Below are 22,808 nucleotides of genomic sequence, written 5' to 3'. Positions count from 1 at the left end.
ATTGAACTTAAATATCAAGGGTTAATGCTGCCAAACATCCGACGAACGGTAGTAAAACGTCTATGAAAGGTGATAATATTCTGTAATTAAAAGTATTTTTATCAAAGCAATGTGTTTCGTTAGTCTAGATATATAACTCAAATCCTACAGATCATACAAACAATTACGCTCTTAGTTCAGCTTTATTTAGAGTCTTAATTTTATTTTATTAATTTAGAAAATACTAAAAACGTATCATTTTTATCTCTAAAACTATCAGTAATCACATCACTACATAGGAAGTAATGTTATGAATCGCAATTATAAAGTTATCTGGAATCGTGCGCTTGGCTGCTTTACCGCTGTTGCAGAATATGCTAAGAGCCGTGGCAAGTCATCGAATGGTGCTGTCAGCTCTGGCGCTAGTCCTTCTACAGGCGCTATGGCAGGAGGTGCACGACTAGTAAAATTAGGTGCATTATGTGTAGGGATGGCTGCTACTGGATTTAGTATGCAGGCAGTAGCAGGCTATGAAGCAGGCGGTGGATCGACTAATACAAACTGTACAAGAGATACTAATGGTTTTGGTACTGAATCGACTTCGGTAGCTATTGGAAATGGTGTTTTTGGTAATATTGCTTGTGCCTCAGGTGCAGAGACAATAGCAATAGGCGCAAATCTTGCAGCACAAGGTTCGCAATCAACCGTTATCGGTAATGATATTATTGCAAGTAGTACTGCTGCACAAGCGGTTATCATTGGTTCAAATTTCAATGCTAATCCCGTTACATCTACTGGTGCAGGTGGGGTCGCTATTGGTAGTGGCTTGAATACAGCCTTAAATAGTCCAATCGCAGATGGAGTTGGTTCTGTTGCTATTGGGTCAAGTGGAAATGGCACAACTAATAGCCTAAATGGTGCTGTTGCTTCAGGAGATCATGCCTTGGCTCTCATGGCTGGTGCGAATGCGTCAGCCGCAAACTCTGTTGCTATCGGTAAGGGTTCTAAAGCTTCTGCCGCCAATGCTTATGCCCTCGGCGAAAACGCCAATGCAGCAGGTCAAAACTCTGTTGCACTTGGTGCAGATAGTAGCAGTACTCAACAATATGGTGTCACTATCGGTCGTGCTGCAAGCTCAACCGGTCAATCCTCTGTTGCCATAGGTGGCGGTTCAGCTGGCGGCGGTGCAGCTGCCGCCACTGCTACTGGCGCTATTGCCATCGGTAGTGGCGGTACCAACGCAGACGGTGCAAAAGCTAGTAATACCTCTGCTATTGCTATTGGTCAGAGAGCTATAGCCTCTGAAACTTCTAGTATTAGTATCGGTACCAGTGCTAATGCAAGCATCGCCAACTCTGTCGCTTTGGGTGCAGGCTCAACGACAACTACACCAGCGGGTAACTCATTTTTGACTAACGAAGCTGCAGTACCTGCAAATGGTGTGATATCTGTAGGCACTGCTGCCGCAACCAGACGTATCCAGAATGTCGCAGGCGGTTCTGCTGATACTGATGCAGTAAACGTGGCTCAGTTAAAAGCCCAAAAAACCCTAACTGATAAGCAAGGCGCTGATACCGCAACAGCATTAGGTGGTGGTTCAACTTACAATACAACAACTGGCGCAGTGAGTACGCCTACCTACTCAGTAGTAAGCAACCCTGCCAATGCAGCAAGTAATGTCACTGGTGTCGGTGGTGCTATCACTGCCCTAAACTCAGCGGTACAGACCCCACTGACCTTTACAGGAAATACGGGAACCACTGATCGTAAGCTTGGGCAGACGCTTGCTATCTCTGGTGGGTTGGCTGGTGCGAGCTCTAATAGCAACATTAAAACAGTAGTAACTGGTAATACGATCGATATTCAACTTGCTAATGCTCCAGTTTTTACTGGACAAGTAAAAGCCAATGGTTTTGATGCTAATAATGCTAAGATCACCAACGTTGCAGCAGGTACTGCCACTACAGACGCGGTAAACTTCGGTCAACTGACCACAACCAACAATAACGTGACAACAGCGCAGAACGCTGCAAACGCTGCTCAGACTAGTGCGAATACCGCACAGACAACAGCAGATCAAGGTTTTAATATTAAAGGTGGTGCTAGCACTGCTGATAACGTCAAGTTAGGTCAAACAGTAAACTTCACTAGTAGCAATGGCAATTTGATTGCGACTAACACAGATAATACAGTTAACTACCAGCTAGCGCCAAACCTGAATTTAACCAGCGTGACAACTGGTGATAGTACCTTAAATACTACCGGCCTCACCATCACAGGTGGTCCAAGTATCACAACTACCGGTATCGATGCGGGCAGTAAAGTCATCACCAATGTTGCTGATGGCAGTATCGCTGCAGGCTCTAAAGACGCTATCAACGGTGGTCAGGTCAATACACTCGTTGAAGCTGCTGGCACTCAGATTAATAATTTAGGAGGCAGTACTGCAACCAACTTAGGCGGCGGTGCAACTTATGACGCAACGACTGGTACTATCTCAGCACCCACTTACTCTGTCGTCAGCAACCCCGCTAACGCTGCAAGTGATGTTCGTAGCGTTGGTGATGCTATTACTGCCCTAAACTCAGCGGTACAGACCCCACTGACCTTTACAGGAAATACGGGAACCACTGATCGTAAGCTTGGGCAGACGCTTGCTATTACAGGCAGCGGCAATTTGAGCACCGTATCTTCTGCTACAGGTATTGCTATCAGTCTAAGTGACACCCCAACCTTTAGCAAAGTCACTGTAACGGGCGCACCGACGGCTGCCACTGATGTAACTAACAAAAGCTATGTTGACGGTGCTCGTACTCAAGTCACCTCAACTAACGGTACCGTAGGCGTCACTTCAACCACCAATGCCGCCAATGCCACCACCTTTGATCTTGCCGTTAATTCGCAAGCTGTTGTTAACAATGCGCAGCTTCCTGTGGTTTACACCAATGCAGCTGGTGCTCAAGTGTACAAACAAGCCGATGGCACCTTCAACACCGCTATCGATGGCAGTGGCACAGCGGTTACTCCTGCTAACATTGTGACCTCAATCCAAAACGCAAATGGCAGTACCACCACACCGACTAAACTGACGAATGTTGCAGCAGGCAGTATTGCTGCAGGATCAAGTGATGCGGTGAATGGTGGTCAGCTTAATTCAACCAACGCCAACGTAACCGATAACACCAATCGCTCACAAGGCAACACCACTGCTTTAGGCGGCAGCTATGATGCGGCAACCGATACTTATACCCCACCAAGCTACAGCGTCTTTACCAATCCAAGCAACACCACGATTGGCGGTACCGGCACAGGCAGCACCGTCAATACTGTGGGTGAGGCGATAACGGCTATCAACTCAGCCCTACAAACCCCCTTAACCTTCGCTGGTGACACAGGTACTAACGTCACTCGTAAGCTGGGTCAAACCCTAAATGTTAAAGGCGGCGTGACAGTAGCTGCTGATCTAACAGACAACAACATTGGCGTTGTAGCTGATGGTACTGACAATCTAACCGTGAAACTGGCTAAGAATTTAACTGGTTTAACCAGTGTGGCAGCAGATACCTTGACAGCGGGCAACACCACCATTACCACGACAGGTGTGACTATCGCTAACGGTGCGAGCCCAGTCAGCTTAACCAACACCGGTCTCAACAACGGCAACAACACCATCACCAACGTCGCTAATGGCACTATTGCTGCTGGATCAAGTGATGCGGTGAATGGTGGACAGCTGTTCAACACCGCAGAGTCCGTCAAAAACGTTATTGGTGGTAATGCGACAAACACCGCAGGTGTTATCAGCACCACTAACATTGGTGGCACCGGTCAGAACACCATTGATGGCGCCATCACAAACGTACTAGACACCGCCACCAAAGCCAAGACTACGGTTACCCAAGGTGAGAACATCTTAGTTACTGAGTCAATCGACGCCATTACTGGCGCGACCAACTACGAAGTTAAAACCAAAAGAGCGCTTGATCTTGATAGTGTCACCACGGGTAACAGCTTACTGAACAATGCAGGTCTCACCATCACAGGTGGTCCAAGTATCACCACTGCCGGTATCGATGCGGGCAGTAAAGTCATCACCAACGTCGCTAATGGCAGTATTGCTGCAGGATCAAGTGATGCGGTGAATGGTGGTCAGCTCAATTCAACCAACGCCAACGTAACCGACAACACCAATCGCTCACAAGGCAACACCACTGCTTTAGGCGGCAGCTATGATGCGGCAACCGATACTTATACCCCACCAAGCTACAGCGTCTTTACCAATCCAAGCAACACCACGATTGGCGGTACCGGCACAGGCAGCACCGTCAATACTGTGGGTGAGGCGATAACGGCTATCAACTCAGCCCTACAAACCCCCTTAACCTTCGCTGGTGACACAGGTACTAACGTCACTCGTAAGCTGGGTCAAACCCTAAATGTTAAAGGCGGCGTGACAACAGCTGCTGATCTAACAGACAACAACATCGGCGTTGTGGCTGATGGTACTGACAATCTAACCGTGAAACTGGCTAAGAATTTAACTGGTTTAACCAGTGTGGCCGCAGATACCTTAACAGCGGGCAACACCACCATGACCACGACAGGTGTAACTATCGCTAACGGTGCGAACCCAGTCAGCTTAACCAACACCGGTCTAAACAACGGCAACAACACCATCACTAATGTTGCTGATGGCACTATTGCTGCAGGCTCTAAAGACGCCATCAACGGTGGTCAGGTCAATACACTCGTTGAAGCTGCTAGCACTCAGATTAATAATTTAGGCGGCAGTACCGCAACCAACTTAGGCGGTGGTGCTACCTACAACCCTGTTACAGGTACCATCAGCACGCCAACTTACAACGTCAATGGCGTTGCTAACAACAACGTAGGCGCTGCAATCACTGCCTTAGACCAAGGCTTTATCTTAAACAGCAATGGTGTGAACGACGGCGCAATCAAAGCGGGTGACATCGTTGACATCGGTACCGCTGCTGCTGAGAACAACCTAAGCGTGACTAAAACAGGCAACGTGGTTGACTTCAGCTTGAACAAGAACCTTGACTTAGGCGCGACCGGTAGCGTTCAGACAGGCAACAGCTTACTGAACAATGCAGGTCTTACCATCACAGGTGGTCCAAGTGTCACAGCGACAGGTATCGATGCGGGCAGTAAAGTCATCACCAACGTCGCTAATGGCAGTATTGCTGCTGGATCAAGTGATGCGGTGAATGGTGGTCAGCTGTTCAACACCGCAGAGTCCGTCAAAAACGTTATTGGTGGTAATGCGACAAACACCGCAGGTGTTATCAGCACCACTAACATTGGTGGCACCGGTCAGAACACCATTGATGGCGCCATCACAAACGTACTAGACACCGCCACCAAAGCCAAGACTACGGTTACCCAAGGTGAGAACATCTTAGTTACTGAGTCAATCGATGCCATTACTGGCGCTACTAACTATGAAGTTAAAACCAAAAGAGCGCTTGATCTTGATAGTGTCACCACGGGTAACAGCTTACTGAACAATGCAGGTCTCACCATCACAGGTGGTCCAAGTATCACCACTGCCGGTATCGATGCGGGCAGTAAAGTCATCACCAACGTCGCTAATGGCAGTATTGCTGCAGGATCAAGTGATGCGGTGAATGGTGGTCAGCTTAATTCAACCAACGCCAACGTAACCGATAACACCAATCGCTCACAAGGCAACACCACTGCTTTAGGCGGCAGCTATGATGCGGCAACCGATACTTATACCCCACCAAGCTACAGCGTCTTTACCAATCCAAGCAACACCACGATTGGCGGTACCGGCACAGGCAGCACCGTCAATACTGTGGGTGAGGCGATAACGGCTATCAACTCAGCCCTACAAACCCCATTGACCTTCGCTGGTGACACAGGTACTAACGTCACTCGTAAGCTGGGTCAAACCCTAAATGTTAAAGGCGGCGTGACAGTAGCTGCTGATCTAACAGACAACAACATTGGCGTTGTAGCTGATGGTACTGACAATCTAACCGTGAAACTGGCTAAGAATTTAACTGGTTTAACCAGTGTGGCCGCAGATACCTTGACAGCGGGCAACACCACCATTACCACGACAGGTGTGACTATCGCTAACGGTGCGAGCCCAGTCAGCTTAACCAACACCGGTCTAAACAACGGCAACAACACCATCACTAATGTTGCTGATGGCACTATTGCTGCTGGATCAAGTGATGCGGTGAATGGTGGTCAGCTGTTCAACACCGCAGAGTCCGTCAAAAACGTTATTGGTGGTAATGCGACAAACACCGCAGGTGTTATCAGCACCACTAACATTGGTGGCACCGGTCAGAACACCATTGATGGCGCCATCACAAACGTACTAGACACCGCCACCAAAGCCAAGACTACGGTTACCCAAGGTGAGAACATCTTAGTTACTGAGTCAATCGACGCCATTACTGGCGCGACCAACTACGAAGTTAAAACCAAAAGAGCGCTTGATCTTGATAGTGTCACCACGGGTAACAGCTTACTGAACAATGCAGGTCTCACCATCACAGGTGGTCCAAGTATCACCACTGCCGGTATCGATGCGGGCAGTAAAGTCATCACCAACGTCGCTAATGGCAGTATTGCTGCAGGATCAAGTGATGCGGTGAATGGTGGTCAGCTCAATTCAACCAACGCCAACGTAACCGACAACACCAATCGCTCACAAGGCAACACCACTGCTTTAGGCGGCAGCTATGATGCGGCAACCGATACTTATACCCCACCAAGCTACAGCGTCTTTACCAATCCAAGCAACACCACGATTGGCGGTACCGGCACAGGCAGCACCGTCAATACTGTGGGTGAGGCGATAACGGCTATCAACTCAGCCCTACAAACCCCCTTAACCTTCGCTGGTGACACAGGTACTAACGTCACTCGTAAGCTGGGTCAAACCCTAAATGTTAAAGGCGGCGTGACAACAGCTGCTGATCTAACAGACAACAACATCGGCGTTGTGGCTGATGGTACTGACAATCTAACCGTGAAACTGGCTAAGAATTTAACTGGTTTAACCAGTGTGGCCGCAGATACCTTAACAGCGGGCAACACCACCATGACCACGACAGGTGTAACTATCGCTAACGGTGCGAACCCAGTCAGCTTAACCAACACCGGTCTAAACAACGGCAACAACACCATCACCAACGTCGCTAATGGCACTATTGCTGCAGGCTCTAAAGACGCCATCAACGGTGGTCAGGTCAATACACTCGTTGAAGCTGCTAGCACTCAGATTAATAATTTAGGCGGCAGTACCGCAACCAACTTAGGCGGTGGTGCTATCTACAACCCTGTTACAGGTACCATCAGCACGCCAACTTACAACGTCAATGGCGTTGCTAACAACAACGTAGGCGCTGCAATCACTGCCTTAGACCAAGGCTTTATCTTAAACAGCAATGGTGTGAACGACGGCGCAATCAAAGCGGGTGACATCGTTGACATCGGTACCGCTGCTGCTGAGAACAACCTAAGCGTGACTAAAACAGGCAACGTGGTTGACTTCAGCTTGAACAAGAACCTTGACTTAGGCGCGACCGGTAGCGTTCAGACAGGCAACAGCTTACTGAACAATGCAGGTCTTACCATCACAGGTGGTCCAAGTATCACAGCGACAGGTATCGATGCGGGCAGTAAAGTCATCACCAACGTCGCTAATGGCAGTATTGCTGCAGGATCAAGTGATGCGGTGAATGGTGGTCAGCTGTTCAACACCGCAGAGTCCGTCAAAAACGTTATTGGTGGAAATGCAATAAACACCGCAGGGGTTATCAGCACCACTAACATTGGTGGCACCGGTCAGAACACCATTGATGGCGCCATCACAAACGTACTAGACACCGCCACCAAAGCCAAGACTACGGTTACCCAAGGTGAGAACATCTTAGTTACTGAGTCAATCGATGCCATTACTGGCGCTACTAACTACGAAGTTAAAACCAAAAGAGCGCTTGATCTTGATAGTGTCACCACGGGCAACAGCTTACTGAACACTGCAGGTCTGACCATCACAGGTGGTCCAAGTATCACCACTGCCGGTATCGATGCGGGCAGTAAAGTCATCACCAACGTCGCTAATGGCAGTATTGCTGCAGGATCAAGTGATGCGGTGAATGGTGGTCAGCTTAATTCAACCAACGCCAACGTAACCGATAACACCAATCGCTCACAAGGCAACACCACTGCTTTAGGCGGCAGCTATGATGCGGCAACCGATACTTATACCCCACCAAGCTACAGCGTCTTTACCAATCCAAGCAACACCACGATTGGCGGTACCGGCACAGGCAGCACCGTCAATACTGTGGGTGAGGCGATAACGGCTATCAACTCAGCCCTACAAACCCCCTTAACCTTCGCTGGTGACACAGGTACTAACGTCACTCGTAAGCTGGGTCAAACCCTAAATATTAAAGGCGGCGTGACAGTAGCTGCTGATCTAACAGACAACAACATTGGCGTTGTAGCTGATGGTACTGACAATCTAACCGTGAAACTGGCTAAGAATTTAACTGGTTTAACCAGTGTGGCAGCAGATACCTTGACAGCGGGCAACACCACCATTACCACGACAGGTGTGACTATCGCTAACGGTGCGAGCCCAGTCAGCTTAACCAACACCGGTCTCAACAACGGCAACAACACCATCACCAACGTCGCTAATGGCACTATTGCTGCTGGATCAAGTGATGCGGTGAATGGTGGACAGCTGTTCAACACCGCAGAGTCCGTCAAAAACGTTATTGGTGGTAATGCGACAAACACCGCAGGTGTTATCAGCACCACTAACATTGGTGGCACCGGTCAGAACACCATTGATGGCGCCATCACAAACGTACTAGACACCGCCACCAAAGCCAAGACTACGGTTACCCAAGGTGAGAACATCTTAGTTACTGAGTCAATCGACGCTATTACTGGCGCGACCAACTACGAAGTTAAAACCAAAAGAGCGCTTGATCTTGATAGTGTCACCACGGGTAACACCATAACCAACAATTCTGGCATTACTATTACAGGAGGTGACAACGATACCGTTACTCTTGGCAAAAACGGTCTTAATAATGGTGATAATAGAATTACTAATTTGGCCAACGGTGTTGCAGTAAATGATGCAGCAACTTTTGGTCAAGTAAGTACATTGGGGAATAGTACCGCAACCAACTTAGGCGGTGGTGCTATCTACAACCCTGTTACAGGTACCATCAGCACGCCAACTTACAACGTCAATGGCGTTGCTAACAACAACGTAGGCGCTGCAATCACTGCCTTAGACCAAGGCTTTATCTTAAACAGCAATGGTGTGAACGACGGCGCAATCAAAGCGGGTGACATCGTTGACATCGGTACCGCTGCTACTGAGAACAACCTAAGCGTGACTAAAACAGGCAACGTGGTTGACTTTAGCTTGAACAAGAACCTTGACTTAGGCGCGACCGGTAGCGTTCAGACAGGCAACAGCTTACTGAACACTGCAGGTCTGACCATCACAGGTGGTCCAAGTATCACCACTGCCGGTATCGATGCGGGCAGTAAAGTCATCACCAACGTCGCTAATGGCAGTATTGCTGCAGGATCAAGTGATGCGGTGAATGGTGGTCAGCTCAACACTCTAGTTACTACAGCCAACACCAAGACTGATCAACTAGGAAGTGACACTGCAGAGAACCTAGGCGGTGGTGCTACCTACAACCCTGCTACCGGTACCATTAGCAATCCAACGTACAACGTCAATGGCGTCGCTAGTGACAACGTGGGTGCTGCAATCACTGCATTAGATAAAGGCTTCACCCTAAACAGCAATGGCGCGAACGACGGCGCAATCAAAGCAGGCGACACCGTTGACATCGGTACTGCTGCTGCTGAGAACAACCTAAGCGTCGTCAAGACAGGCAACATGGTTGACTTCAGCTTGAACAAGAACCTTGACTTAGGCGCGACCGGTAGCGTTCAGACAGGCGACAGCTTACTGAACACTGCAGGTCTGACCATCACAGGTGGTCCAAGTATCACTACTACCGGTATCGATGCAGGCAGTAAAGTCATCACCAACGTCGCTAATGGCACTATTGCTGCAGGCTCTAAAGACGCCATCAACGGTGGTCAGGTCAATACACTCGTTGAAGCTGCTGGCACTCAGATTAATAATTTAGGCGGCAGTACCGCAACCAACTTAGGCGGCGGCGCAACTTATGACGCAACGACTGGTACTATCTCAGCACCAACTTACTCTGTGGTCAGCAACCCTGCCAATGCAGCAAGCGATGTTCGTAGCGTAGGTGCTGCTATCACTGCCCTAAACTCAGCGGTACAGACCCCATTGACCTTTGCCGGTGACACCGGTACTAACGTGACTCGTAAGCTGGGTCAAACCTTAAATATTAAAGGCGGCGTGACAGTAGCTGCTGATCTAACAGACAACAACATCGGCGTTGTAGCTGATGGTACTGACAATCTAACCGTGAAACTGGCTAAGAATTTAACCGGTTTGACCAGTGTGGCAGCAGATACCTTAACAGCGGGCAACACCACTATTACCACTGCAGGTCTCACCATCATAGGCGGTCCAAGTATCACTACTACCGGTATCGATGCGGGCAGTAAAGTCATCACCAACGTCGCTGATGGCAGTATTGCTGAAGGCTCTAAAGACGCCATCAATGGTGGTCAGGTCAATACACTTGTCACCACAGCCAACACCAAGACTAATCAACTAGGAAGTGACACTGCAGAGAACCTAGGCGGTGGTGCTATCTACAACCCTGCTACCGGTACCATCAGCAATCCAACGTACACCCTAGACAACGGTACTAATACGAATACCACTGCTAATTTCGATAATGTCGGCGCGGCACTAGGCAACCTTGACGGCCGTACGACAAGTAACACTAGTAGTATTAATGATCTAAATGCAGGTAGAGCTGGTCTTGTTCGTCAGGATGCAGGTACTAGTGCTATTACAGTCGGTGCACAAACTGGCGGCACAAATGTCAATTTTACTAATGTAGCTGGTGATGCTCGTCAATTAACGGGTGTAGCTAATGGCAACGTTGCGACTGGTTCTACTGATGCTATTAACGGTGGTCAGCTCAATAATAGTGTCGATTCTCTTGCTACCATCATTGGCGGCAGTGCCATAAATACTGGCGGTATTGTTACAGCCACTAACATTGGCAACACTGGTAAAAATAACATCAATGATGCTATTCAATCTGTCGGACAAGCGGCTACTGCTGCCAAAACCACAGTGACTCAAGGTAAAAACATCACTGTTACTAAGACCACAGATTTAACTACTGGTGCCGACAACTATGAAGTGACGACTGCTAAAGACCTTGTTGTCGATAGCGTCACTACAGGTAATACAGTGACTAATAATAATGGTGTCAAAGTTAACGATGGTGCAGGTAATAGCAGCACTATGACTACTGCAGGTACTACCGTTACTAATGCTGCTGGCAATTCTGCTAACTATGGTGCAAATGGTATCGTTGCTGGCAACAATAACGATCGCAAGAGCACTATCGTCAACCAAGATGGCATAAGTTTTACAGATGCCAATGGCGATGCGACTGGACCGACGATCACTACAGGTGGGATCAATGCAGGCAACACCGTTATCACTAATATTGCAAAAGGTACCGTTGCTAATAACAGCAAAGACGCGGTGAACGGTGGTCAGCTCAATGCTACCGCAGGCTCTATTACCAACGTCATTGGCGGCAACGCAACCAATGTAGGCGGTATCGTAACAACCACTGACATTGGCGGTACAGGTAAAGACACCATCGATGACGCTATCAAAGCTGTTAACACCAAAGCCGCTCAAGCCAAATCAACCGTGACCGAAGGTGACAATATTCTTGTCACTAAGTCTACTAATGCAGATGGCTCTACTGACTATAAGGTTGCAACATCAAAAGACCTTAACGTTGATAGCGTGACCGCAGGCGATAACGTGCTAAATGGTGACGGCCTAACCGTAGGTGACACCACAGTCAAGAAGGACGGTCTAACCATCACCGGCGGTGACAAAGGTGATGTGACTCTAGGCAATGCAGGTCTTAATAATGGCGGCAATGTCATCACAGGTGTCGGTGCTGGTAAAAATGACACCGATGCCGTTAACGTCGGTCAGCTAAATAATGTCGTTGCAGGCGCTAACAAAGGCTTCAATGTCACCGTTCAAGGGGACAACTCCTCGAATGTGGCCAATGGCGGCACCGTTGACTTTAACAATCAAGATGGCAACATCAAAGTCACAAAACCTGCTAATGGTAATGAGATCAGCTTTGACTTAAATGGCGATATCAAAGTAGACAGCGTCACAACGGGTAATACAGTCGTTAACAACGACGGCGTGACTATCAAAGACGGTCCAAGCATCACGACGGCTGGCATTAATGCAGGTGGTAAAGTGGTGACTGGCGTTGCTGATGGTATTGCACCTACTGATGCTGTTAACGTTGGTCAGTTAACGACTCTAGGTAATAATCTTGGCGGCGCAATCAACGATTTAGGTAATAGAATTGGCGAAGTAGAAGATGACGCTAATGCTGGTACATCAGCTGCTATGGCAATGTCGTCAATACCTCAAGCATTCTTACCAGGTCGCTCCATGATTGGTGGTGGTATTGCAACCTACAACGGTCAAAGCGCAGTCGCTGTGGGTCTATCGAAAGTCTCTGACAATGGTCGTTGGGTGATGAAATTGAATGGTACAGCAGATACCCAAGGTAATGCTGGCGGCTCAGTAGGCGCAGGCTTCCACTTCTAAGATCAGTATTAATGCTCTGCTAAACCTCTTCATCTTGTATTCATATGAGATGAAGAGCCATTTTAATAACTGATGTACTTACATTGAACTTAAATTGCATCTAAAAGGAAGTCACATGAAGAATCACATAAGTAAAGTTGCTAGTATTAGCGCCTTGGGTTTAGCAGTACTTGGCATGAGCGGCTGTCTAGGTACCATCAATTTAAGCGATGGCATCACCGATCAGGGTCAAGTGCAGGTGCAAGACATCGTCTTTCCAGATCTAGACAAAGCCTGGCAGGATCAAGGCCAGTTCCCTAATAGAGAGAACTTATCAAAGATGCGTCCTGGTGTTGGTAAAGATGATGTCTACCAGCTGCTTGGTCGTCCCCATTTTAGCGAAGGGCAGTATGCCCGCGAATGGGACTATATTATGAAATTCTATATGCCAGATAACTCCGTCAAAATCTGCCAATACAAAATCATCTTTGATAAGCAGTTTAAGGGTCAAGAGTTCTATTGGAGTCCTGCTGATTGTCCGCCGCCAGTGGCAGAGCCGCAAGTGGTGACGCAAACCATCATCCAGCAGATGCCTGCTCCTGCCCCAGTTGCAGTTCCAGCTCCGCCAGCGCCTATCAAAGAGCGCATTAACTTAGGCGCTGATGCGCTGTTTAGATTTGATAAATCCGATACCCAAGATATGCTGGATCAAGGTCGCCGAGAGCTTGACGAGCTGGCTTCAAAGCTTAGACAGTATCAAGATATGGGTGATAGCAGAATCATTGTGACCGGTCATACCGATCGCAAAGGGGATGACGCCTATAACATGAACTTATCCATCAAACGCGCTCAAACAGTACGCAGCTATCTGATCAATCAAGGCGTGAATGCCAATACTATCATTGCGACAGGGGCAGGTGAGACTCAGCCTGTCCAGCAGTGTTCAACCACACTACCTCGCCAACAAGAGATTGACTGCTTGCAGCCAAACCGCCGTGTCACGCTTGATGTAACAGTTATTCAATAAAACACTACTAACCTATCGTTATCAAAAGCTGCTAATTATTGATTGGCAGCTTTTTTGTTAGGTCTATTGTGAGCCAAGATAGTTAGTTATCGACTTTATAGATATTTATTGCTACCCTAATTTTAACTTTGCTAGATGGCAGAGCCTAATGTTAAATCTTTGCCTTTACCTTGCTGTAAATCTGATCGACTTCTATAGCGCCTAGCTTATAGTCCTTATTGATATCTGAGACCTTCATTATGTTAAAAAAGCAATACATCGCTATTTTCCCTGTTTTGCTAGCTGCTGGTTGTACCGGTCAGCAGGCAATGCAACAGACCAATAAACCTATACGTCAGGGTAATGTTGACATTACTCAAACCCAAACCATCACCGTCAAACCTCAGCCAGCGCCTATCATCGTAAAGCCTACTGTCGTTACGCCAATGCCCGCGCCGCAACCAAGTTATCGCAGCTTTAATGATTGGAAATCGGACTTTTCTATGCGCGCGATCGCCGCTGGTAAGAGCAGCTATGATGTTCGGCGTTTGCTTGATTCAACTTATCTGAATCAGCAAGTTATCTCTTTAGACTCAAGTCAGCCTGAATTCTCAAAAATGCCTTGGGATTATGCAGACTCCGCCGTATCGAGTGGTCGAGTCAGCACAGGCAAAAGCAAATACTCTGAGCAGCGCTCTTATTTATCTGGTCTACAGTCGCAATATGGCGTTAATAGTGAAATCATCGCCGCGATTTGGGGTATGGAGTCCTCTTTTGGCGCGGTAACGGGTAATAGCTATATTCCAAGCTCGCTTGCCAGCCTTGCCTTTGATGGTCGCCGTCAAGAGTTCGCTGAGACTCAACTGCTCTCCTTAGTTGAGCTATTGCAGCGCGGCGATTTGTCTTGGTCACAGCTCGACGGCTCTTGGGCGGGCGGTATGGGACAGACACAATTTATCCCTGACACTTGGATGAAGTTTGGCGTTGATGGCGATGGTAACGGTCATCGCAACCCTTGGGCAACCGCGGATGCCCTCGCCTCTACCGCCAATTATCTGAGCCAATCAGGTTGGGTACGCGGCCTTGCGCCCTTTTATGAGGCCACTTTGCCAAGCTCTTTTGATTACTCAACCGTCGGTAGCAAGCAGTCCGCTGCACGCTGGGCAGCTATGGGTGTCGATACTATTGAAGATGTGTTTTTGGATGCTAATACTCAAATGGAGCTGTGGCTACCTGCAGGTAAAGATGGTCCTGTCTTATTGTTAAGCCCTAACTTTGATGTGATTAAGGTCTATAACAATTCATCAAGCTACGCGCTTGGCGTGAGCTTATTGGGCAAAGCTATCGCAGGACAGAGCGGTTTACGTAAGTCTTGGCCGCGCTATGAGCGTCCGCTGTCGACCTCACAAGTGACGCGCCTGCAACAGCGCTTAACCAGCTCAGGCTACGACACTAAAGGCGCTGATGGCATTATCGGTACTAACACTCGTAAAGCGTTCCAGCTATGGCAGGCTAACAATGGTCAGACACCAGATGGCTTTATCACTCAGAACAGTGCCTCATCCTTAGCGTCGTGGTGAGACGCGTGGACAAAGCCGTTTTTTGGAAGTAAATACTGGCAGCAGGTTTTGAATAACGGTTACTAATTAACTTTTATCAGAAATCGAAAAATAAAAAGCACTCAATATTGAGTGCTTTTTTTTAGTCATAAACTTATCTATGGATTGTATATCTTTACTTAATTGGCGACCGCGCCTAATATTTGCAAGGGCAAGGTTACTACATCAAAGGCTAAAGCAAACGGTAATAATACTAGCTTTTGACCTGTGCTCGCACCACTAGTTGTCGTTTGAGTTTGCTGGGTTTTACCATAAAAAGTCACAGTATAAGGCTTGCTTAGCGCTTTGTACTGCGACTGAATCATACTAAGATTGCTAACTTGTGGATAGATAGCGCCTTGTACGGGCACATCAAAACAAAAGCGCTGAGCGTTAATACGTAAGTCACTATCTGAGCTACAGTCTTGACCACCGTTTTGTAAAAAGAACTGGTAGTCACTACGCGCAAATTCATCTTTGAGCTTGGCATAAGACATTTTCATCCGTCCCTGAAAGTAGCCATCATTGTTTGGCACCGTAAAGCTCATAGCATTTTCAACGTTGATATTTTTTGGATCGAGTTTAGTCAATAGGCTTATCATTTCAGTACCACCTTGGGTGAGCACGTAGCTATTCTTTTCCCCAACGATGACCATAGTGGCATTGGGCGTTTTTGGCAAGGCGCTGGCAGGACGACCAAAGGCGACAATTTGATCTTGCGAGAGGACACTATTGACCGTGTTGGTAGTCGTTCTAGTATTACTCTCTAGTAGCTCATTGGTGGCACAACCAGAGCTTGCCAATAGTGCGCTGAGTGCTGCTCCAGCTATTAAGGTTTTGGTAGCGCTAATAGAGATTTTTTGACTATTGATACTCATGATGCTAATCCTTGTTTGACTATAATTAAATATGATTAAAAGGAATTAACCCTTAAAATGACTATTTTTGCTAGTGTCCTATAACGGTCAGCTTTAGTCCATCTTTTTATCATTTTAATGATCGACTTTAACTAACTTATACGATTGTAGTCGAGTAAAATATTTAATTGTCGCCTATAATCGTAGCGTGGCCACTTGTAGAAATTATAATTGTATTAAGTCAATAGACTGAGAAAGGGTGCGAAAACATGGCGATATACGTGGATTTTATGTGTATAGAGCATAGAGGCTATAAATGGTGTCATATGCTTGCTGATAGCTTGCAAGAGCTGCATGATTTTGCGGAGCTTATTGAAGTAGATAAACGTTTATTTCATCGTAATGCCAGCTACCCCCATTATGATATTACAGTCGCGATGCGCTTGATAGCGCTCGATAATGGCGCTATCGCTGCCGATAGAAGAACTATTATTAGCTGTGCCAAGAAGTTAAAAGTTGAATTAAATCGTTTTGAGTAGTAATCCTTTGGTTTAGCCTATTGCATCTCAATTTGTATAAAAAAGAAGAGACTCTATTTAGAGTCTCTTCTTTTTTATAGTTTCATAATATATCATTTAAATACAACTGATCTACTGCTGTAACTGCTGCAAAATACTTTTAAAATTATCCACCCCTTGTGCACCAGTGACTAGATGACGATCATTAAATATCACCGCTGGTACACCCTGTATGCCTTGTTGTTGCGCCCACTGTTCAGCGGCACGCACCTCATTAGCAAAACGCTGATCCTTCAGCACTGCTACTGCCTCTTCACGATCTAAACCAATTTGGGCAGCAATATCTGCCAATACTGCACTATCAGAGATATTACGATTATTAGTGAAATGCGCTGTAAATAAAGCCTGCTTCAGATCATGCATACGCCCTTGACCATTGGCCCAGTGCAATAGTTGATGCAAGTCAAAAGTATTGTGCATGCGAGTGTCATCGCTAAAATTGAAGTCAAAGCCGACCGCCTCTCCCGCTTCAGTCATACGGACTCTACTCTCCTTCGACTCTTGCTCACTGCTGCCATATTTTTGTGCCACATGCTCACGCAAGTTTTGACCTTCTGCTGGCATGTTAGGGTTTAATTCAAATGGATGCCAGTGAATCTCATATTCAGTATTAGTTTCTGCTAATGCTTGCGCCAATTGTCTATAGCCAATAACGCACCAAGGACAAACAACATCTGATACGATGTCGATTTTTAGCGGTTGTTGCGGTGTTTGATTTAACTCACTCATAATAGGTCTCATTATTAATTAATCTAGGTTTTTGACAATCATACCTATATTAGCTACGGCTTATGTTATTGACTGGTTATTATTTTATATAGATTTGAGTTTTTTAATGGTTGTGAAATATACGGGGCATGGGCTAGATATCTTTAATAGTTAGCTTCGTGCTTCGTCCCTCGGCAGGGGCATACTAAATAGTTTGACAAGATAGTCCCTACGCTTGTTATAAACAAGCTATTTATTTAGCCAAGAAAAAAGTCCTTTTTTCTTCTTTTTCTCGCTAGCTACTGTCATACGTTTCTGCCACATATTAATCCAGTCTTGTTGCGGTTGTTTATAATCAAACTCTGTCATAAAATCATAAGGTTCAGAGTAGTTTGATAAAGGCTTAAATTCTATAAGTTCTTTGGGTGCAATTGGACTGTTTATATCTAAATCATAGCCATGTATTGCTGCAATCTTGGCATATAACAGCACTTGTATTTGAAGATAAAAGTCAAACCAAGTATTCGCATCATAAGCTGCCTTTTTTGCTAGTTTAGGTTCAAGTAGTTTGGTTAATGCCACTTGCATTGCTTTTACGTCCTTATCGCATAGGGCTATGTAAAACTCGTGGTCAGCTATTCGTATGACATCTCGTTTATCTTTGTTATCATCTTCTAAAAAAACCAAGCTACGTTCTTTTAATGGATCCCAATCTCCAGCTAGTGCAAGCAAGGTATTTTTGTTGAAGAAAGAACGGGTATCTTTTCTATCATACAGTTCATTAACCTCAACAACCTCATCTCGGTGCTCAATCAAAAATCTGATTAAATCAAGATTGTCGGACATGATGGCTATAAAAAAGTTACTAGTATTATAGCCATTGTATGCCCAATAAATTTCTTCCTTACCCATTATTTGTAGCTTGGCTGCCACATAAGCGTCTTGTTTAAAAGCATTAATATCAGCGTGTAATAATAAGTCAGAGGAGGCCTTTGCTTCGTAGTAAGTGCCTAAGCTTTTCATACAATATAATGGGTTTCCATCTGACGTATGAATAATCTCTAATAGCTGCTTTATATCGTCAATGTAATACTGATGATTAGAAAGCAGATAATTGGCTCTACCCATGACATGATCAACACTTTCTTGATAATCTCGTCCTGCCTCACTTCCTAAATATACTTTATAGTATTCAGTCATTTAATTTCTCACTCCTTATTGGGAATCTCTACAGGGATGATTTTTATCACGCCATTTTGTTTGTCCACTGCCGTAATGATCGTCTTTATGGGTTTACCTGCCCGTTTGGCATTCTCAATAGCTATTTTAGCAGGGTCACTGTCTGGCAATTTATCAATTACTACTTCTATCCATGCAGGAGATAGTTGATTGGTATTACCTGCAGCTTTTGAGCTTACTGAAAGCGTACCACTTTTACTAATCTGCTTGCTGTCCATGATAACAATTGTGCCATCTTTAGCTTTTAAAACATGATCGAATCCATTGACACCTTTGTTATATGTACCCCCTTTGATAGGGGTAAAACCTGAACGCTGGGCGATACTATTGATGAGTTGCTCTGTCTTAGCACCACTTTGATCACCATTTTTTACTATGTCGTCTACAAGGCTTTTTTCAACAGTACTAGTAGAATTTAATACGTTAGTTGACTGCTTAACTTTCGTAGCATTAATAGATCCACCTGGCGAAGACACTACAACATCTTCAGAGCTAGTAATTAAAGTCTTGAATGTATTCCCATTTCCAACCCGCTTAAATGTATTAACACCCGCTTTAGCTGCTGCTCCTATAGCTACGCCCCCAACTTCGCTTAAGGCTAAACCAACTATGGTTAGTCGTTGTGTTTCTGCCCAATCTTTTTCTGAAAGATACCCTGCTTCTTTATATTTCCCTTGCAGTTGTAACAGTTTATTATGATATTCCTTCATACGCTGTGAATCAATTGGACCTACTTGATCACTTTTAGTTGATTCTATTAAAAAGCCAAATGTATCTAGCAACCCTGATAGAATAATACCTGTGTCTTTCACTGGACTAGCGTCTTTACCAGCATCTTGATAACCTAAATTTTGTCCTGCCTTATACTCTTTTATTGCAGTATCTTTATTAACTTTTACCTGTAAGTCTTTAATAAATTGCTGAGTTTGAGGATTAGCATAACTCTGAATTGCTTGCCTCAAATTAATTGTTTCATTGTTAAATGCGGATTTATCAACATGAAATATCTGAGTTGTTTTCCCATCTGTCGAAGTTATTTTTATACCAGACTTTTGGGCTTCACTAGCGATGAAGCTTAATGCATTTCCATCACCACCATAAATTTTATTCCAATTATTGTCGACAAGTGCTGCACCAGAACGGTTGAGTCGTTTTTGAGCCTCTTCTTTGCTTATACTTTTCCCTTCCTTTTCTAATACATATTTTTGAAAACGTTTGACCCTTTCCTTATTGTTTAGAAAAAGGATTTCATTAATGTGCAACTGCCGATTATTAGCATCCACATTAGTCGCAGTTACCGTACTTGAGGTATCAAGTCCAGCTGCTGCACCAGCACCTAGTAGTGTCAAACTAACCAAACCGCTGGCTGTACCACTAGCAATATCTTCACTCATACCGCTTGCAATCAATGACTCTGCTATTTTTTCTTGCACCTTATCGAGCGTAGGCGCTGCTGCTGCTACGCCACCTGTGGTTAGTGCGCCCTCAAGGCTACCTGTGCCTAATGCGCCAAGCGCCGTATGAGCCGCAACGCGATAGATTCCACCTTCATCCCACTTAGCAATCGCTGCGTTTTTCTCGGCATCACTAAGAGTGGCGTCAACTCTAATGGCTTTGATACGATTATTAGCATAATCCCCAACTGCCTTTGGCGCTTCCTTGCCAAACTCTTTCGTAATGATCGTCTGCGCCCCCAGCTCCTCATTAACTCGTGTCGCATCAAACACATTCTCAAGCGCACCTGCATACTCAGCACGATTGTCAGTCGTGATACTACTATTGCCTGCAATACCTGTAATGCCCGCTTTGGTAGTACTACTATCACTATCGCCATCTGTGCCATAGCCAAGCCCATTCATCGTCGCTTGTGGTTTGCCTGTGGTGTTACCAAGACTAACACCGACTTGTATCGCGTCCCCCTCATAGCTGGTCGTGTTCTCAATGTCTTGAATGGTGATACCGCCTTTACTGACATATTTGTTGAGTCCTAGTTCTAGCGCTTTGTCTGTGTTAAATACCCCGCCTTTAATGTTGACGTCATTGCCGATGTCAAAGGTACTCGTGCCACCAACGTTGATTTGACTGTTGGCTTGAAACATAATAAAGCCATGATATTTTAAGTATCATGGCTTTATTTCAAATTTAGCAAACTTTATGATCATGAGTTCTGCTTTGACTATAGTAAAATAATACTATACGAGTAATTAACACCTAGATATTAATTAAGTCTTCAATGCCTTCACAATCACCTGAAATTTCGATAACATACCAATTTACAGCTATTAGAAAACTTAAATTATTGTTTGATAGAAAGTACTCAATACCGAAAGACTCTTCCATCAGTTCGCCAACTCTTTGCACATTCTCAACTTCAAAAACTATATTTCTATCAATTCCTTCTTGATCAAAAAACAGGTAACCTTTTTGTTTTTTCATTGCCAAAGTATACTTAAACTCATTATCTTCTAGATTAATAACTTTACTATTATCCGATATTGATAGATGCCCACTCGTTTTTAAAGGATTAAATTTTCCAAAAATTTCAGAAATTAAATTTTTAGCTTCTATTCCCTTAATGATTGAATAACTAAGACCTATTTTATCTGCATTTAATTTTAATTCATTTACAATATACATTACATTTATCTCCTTGTCGCCGGAATATGATCTACAAATATATGTCCTCTAATTCTATCTGAACCTTTACCAGGAGTCTGATATCCTATATGTGGTTGGTGAGGTCCTTCACCTAGCTGACCGTTACTTTTGCCCTCTGCCGTCAAATCCGTACAATTAAACCTGGGAGATTTTAGTTACGCAGCCTGACGATAAAAGTCAAACCACACCTGCCTTGGCGTTCTATAGCCTAAACCTTTTTGAATCCTAGTCTGGTTGTAATACAGCTCGATATACTGTGTGATCTCATTGGTCGCTGTAAACCTTGTGTTACACTCTTGATGGTATACAAGCTCATTCTTTAATATACCCCAGAAGCTTTCTATCGGAGCATTGTCAAAGCAATTACCTTTACCACTCATTGAGCCTTTAAAATGATGCTGCTCGATGATCTTGTGATACGCATGGCTACAGTACTGACTACCTCTATCAGAATGCACAATCAGCCCTTGGCTTGGACGTTTGTTCTTAATGGCCATATTAAGCGCGCGGCATACTAAGTCTGCTGTCATGCGCTTACTTGTAGCATAGCCGACAAGCTCTTTGGTATAGAGATCTTTAACACCTGCTAAATACAGCCAGCCCTCATTGGTCCAAATATAGGTGATGTCACTGACCCAAGACTCATTAGGAGTCTTCGCATCAAACTTTTGATCAAGCACGTTGTGATAGACAAGCTTGTTATGATTGGAGTTGGTGGTGACTTTAAAGCGCTTATGGCGACGGCATCTGATACCGTGTGCTTCTTTGATGCTTCTAACCATGTATAGGCTAATGTTATGGCCTTGCTCGGTGAGCGTTGCATGCAAACGTTCATGACCATAACGTTCTTTACTTTCACTGTGAGCGGCTTTAACGAGTAGCTCACAACGGTTGCGATGTATCTGCTGCTCGCTAATATCGCGACTCAGCCAGTCGTAGTAGCTTGAATACTTAATCTTTAGCACACGGCACATAGTGCTGATGCTAAAGAAGTACTGGTTATCTTTGATAAAGGCGTACCTGACTAGCTGTGCTTTGCAAAGTACGCCGTCGCCTTTTTTAATATCTCTCGTTCCTCTTCAGCAACTTTAAGCTGTCGTTTGAGGCGCTTTATTTCCTGAAGAGCCGTCATAAGATCAGGATCATATTGTTCTGTACCGATAAGCTTGCCTTGATTGGCTTTATTGTTCCAGTTCGATAGCGTTTGCATGGCGATGCCAAGTTGCTTTGCAGTCGCTGAAATATTGCCGTTATTGTCCGCTATCTTCTTGACGGCTTCTGCTTTGAATTCTGTACTGTAGGTTCTGATTTTCTTGGTCATGGTAAACTCCTGTGAATACGCTTAGTTTACCAAGTTTAGTTGTACGGTTTCTTCAG

Annotated in this window: 10 protein-coding genes and 1 pseudogene; 4 read left to right on the top strand and 7 right to left on the bottom strand. The window is 45.4% G+C overall.

Going from position 1 to position 22,808, the window contains the following annotated elements:
• Nucleotides 1-289: 289 nt before the first annotated feature.
• The 3 genes and pseudogenes from ACR63T_RS04195 to ACR63T_RS04185 form a co-directional block, all read left to right on the top strand.
• Nucleotides 290-12,745: pseudogene (locus ACR63T_RS04195) on the top strand (ESPR-type extended signal peptide-containing protein); the annotation flags it as partial.
• 178 nt (nt 12,746-12,923) lie between these two features.
• On the top strand, nt 12,924-13,814 hold the full coding sequence (locus tag ACR63T_RS04190) for an OmpA family protein (RefSeq protein ID WP_472784866.1): 891 nt from the start codon (nt 12,924-12,926) through the stop codon (nt 13,812-13,814).
• 239 nt (nt 13,815-14,053) lie between these two features.
• A complete protein-coding gene (locus ACR63T_RS04185; protein ID WP_472784865.1) occupies nt 14,054-15,373 on the top strand; it encodes a lytic murein transglycosylase in 1,320 nt (439 codons plus the stop codon).
• A gap of 158 nt (nt 15,374-15,531) precedes the next feature.
• Here the strand turns inward: ACR63T_RS04185 and ACR63T_RS04180 are convergent, their stop codons facing one another.
• Nucleotides 15,532-16,269, bottom strand: a complete 738-nt coding sequence (locus ACR63T_RS04180) for a YidX family protein (RefSeq protein ID WP_472784864.1) — start codon at nt 16,267-16,269, stop codon at nt 15,532-15,534.
• A 248-nt stretch (nt 16,270-16,517) separates the two neighbouring features.
• Between ACR63T_RS04180 and ACR63T_RS04175 the strand changes: the two genes are divergently transcribed.
• Nucleotides 16,518-16,787: a DUF4031 domain-containing protein gene (locus tag ACR63T_RS04175; RefSeq protein WP_472784863.1), complete on the top strand. Its 270-nt coding sequence runs from the start codon at nt 16,518-16,520 to the stop codon at nt 16,785-16,787.
• A gap of 111 nt (nt 16,788-16,898) precedes the next feature.
• Here the strand turns inward: ACR63T_RS04175 and ACR63T_RS04170 are convergent, their stop codons facing one another.
• The 6 genes from ACR63T_RS04170 to ACR63T_RS04145 all read right to left on the bottom strand — a co-directional run bounded on the left by ACR63T_RS04170 (nt 16,899) and on the right by ACR63T_RS04145 (nt 22,752).
• Entirely contained in the window at nt 16,899-17,555 is a 657-nt protein-coding gene (locus ACR63T_RS04170; RefSeq protein ID WP_472784862.1) for a DsbA family oxidoreductase, read from the bottom strand.
• A gap of 228 nt (nt 17,556-17,783) precedes the next feature.
• Nucleotides 17,784-18,734 (bottom strand): Imm49 family immunity protein, encoded by a 951-nt coding sequence (locus ACR63T_RS04165; protein ID WP_472784861.1) that lies wholly within the window; start codon nt 18,732-18,734, stop codon nt 17,784-17,786.
• An 8-nt stretch (nt 18,735-18,742) separates the two neighbouring features.
• A complete protein-coding gene (locus ACR63T_RS04160) occupies nt 18,743-20,872 on the bottom strand; it encodes a hypothetical protein (RefSeq protein WP_472784860.1) in 2,130 nt (709 codons plus the stop codon).
• 112 nt (nt 20,873-20,984) lie between these two features.
• Entirely contained in the window at nt 20,985-21,410 is a 426-nt protein-coding gene (locus tag ACR63T_RS04155; RefSeq protein ID WP_472784859.1) for a hypothetical protein, read from the bottom strand.
• A gap of 5 nt (nt 21,411-21,415) precedes the next feature.
• Nucleotides 21,416-21,556 (bottom strand): polymorphic toxin type 47 domain-containing protein, encoded by a 141-nt coding sequence (locus ACR63T_RS04150; RefSeq protein ID WP_472784858.1) that lies wholly within the window; start codon nt 21,554-21,556, stop codon nt 21,416-21,418.
• 30 nt (nt 21,557-21,586) lie between these two features.
• Nucleotides 21,587-22,752 (bottom strand): IS3 family transposase gene (locus tag ACR63T_RS04145; protein WP_472784857.1). Its coding sequence is split into 2 segments (ribosomal slippage): nt 21,587-22,494 and nt 22,494-22,752, totalling 1,167 coding nucleotides; the frame shifts between segments, so codons are not numbered across the junction.
• Between the last annotated feature and the right edge of the window lie 56 nt (nt 22,753-22,808).

It is taken from the genome of Psychrobacter sp. M17(2026), from assembly GCF_055699815.1.
Note: the sequence above shows the minus strand (reverse complement) of the source record. Positions and strands in the feature narration are given on the sequence as shown.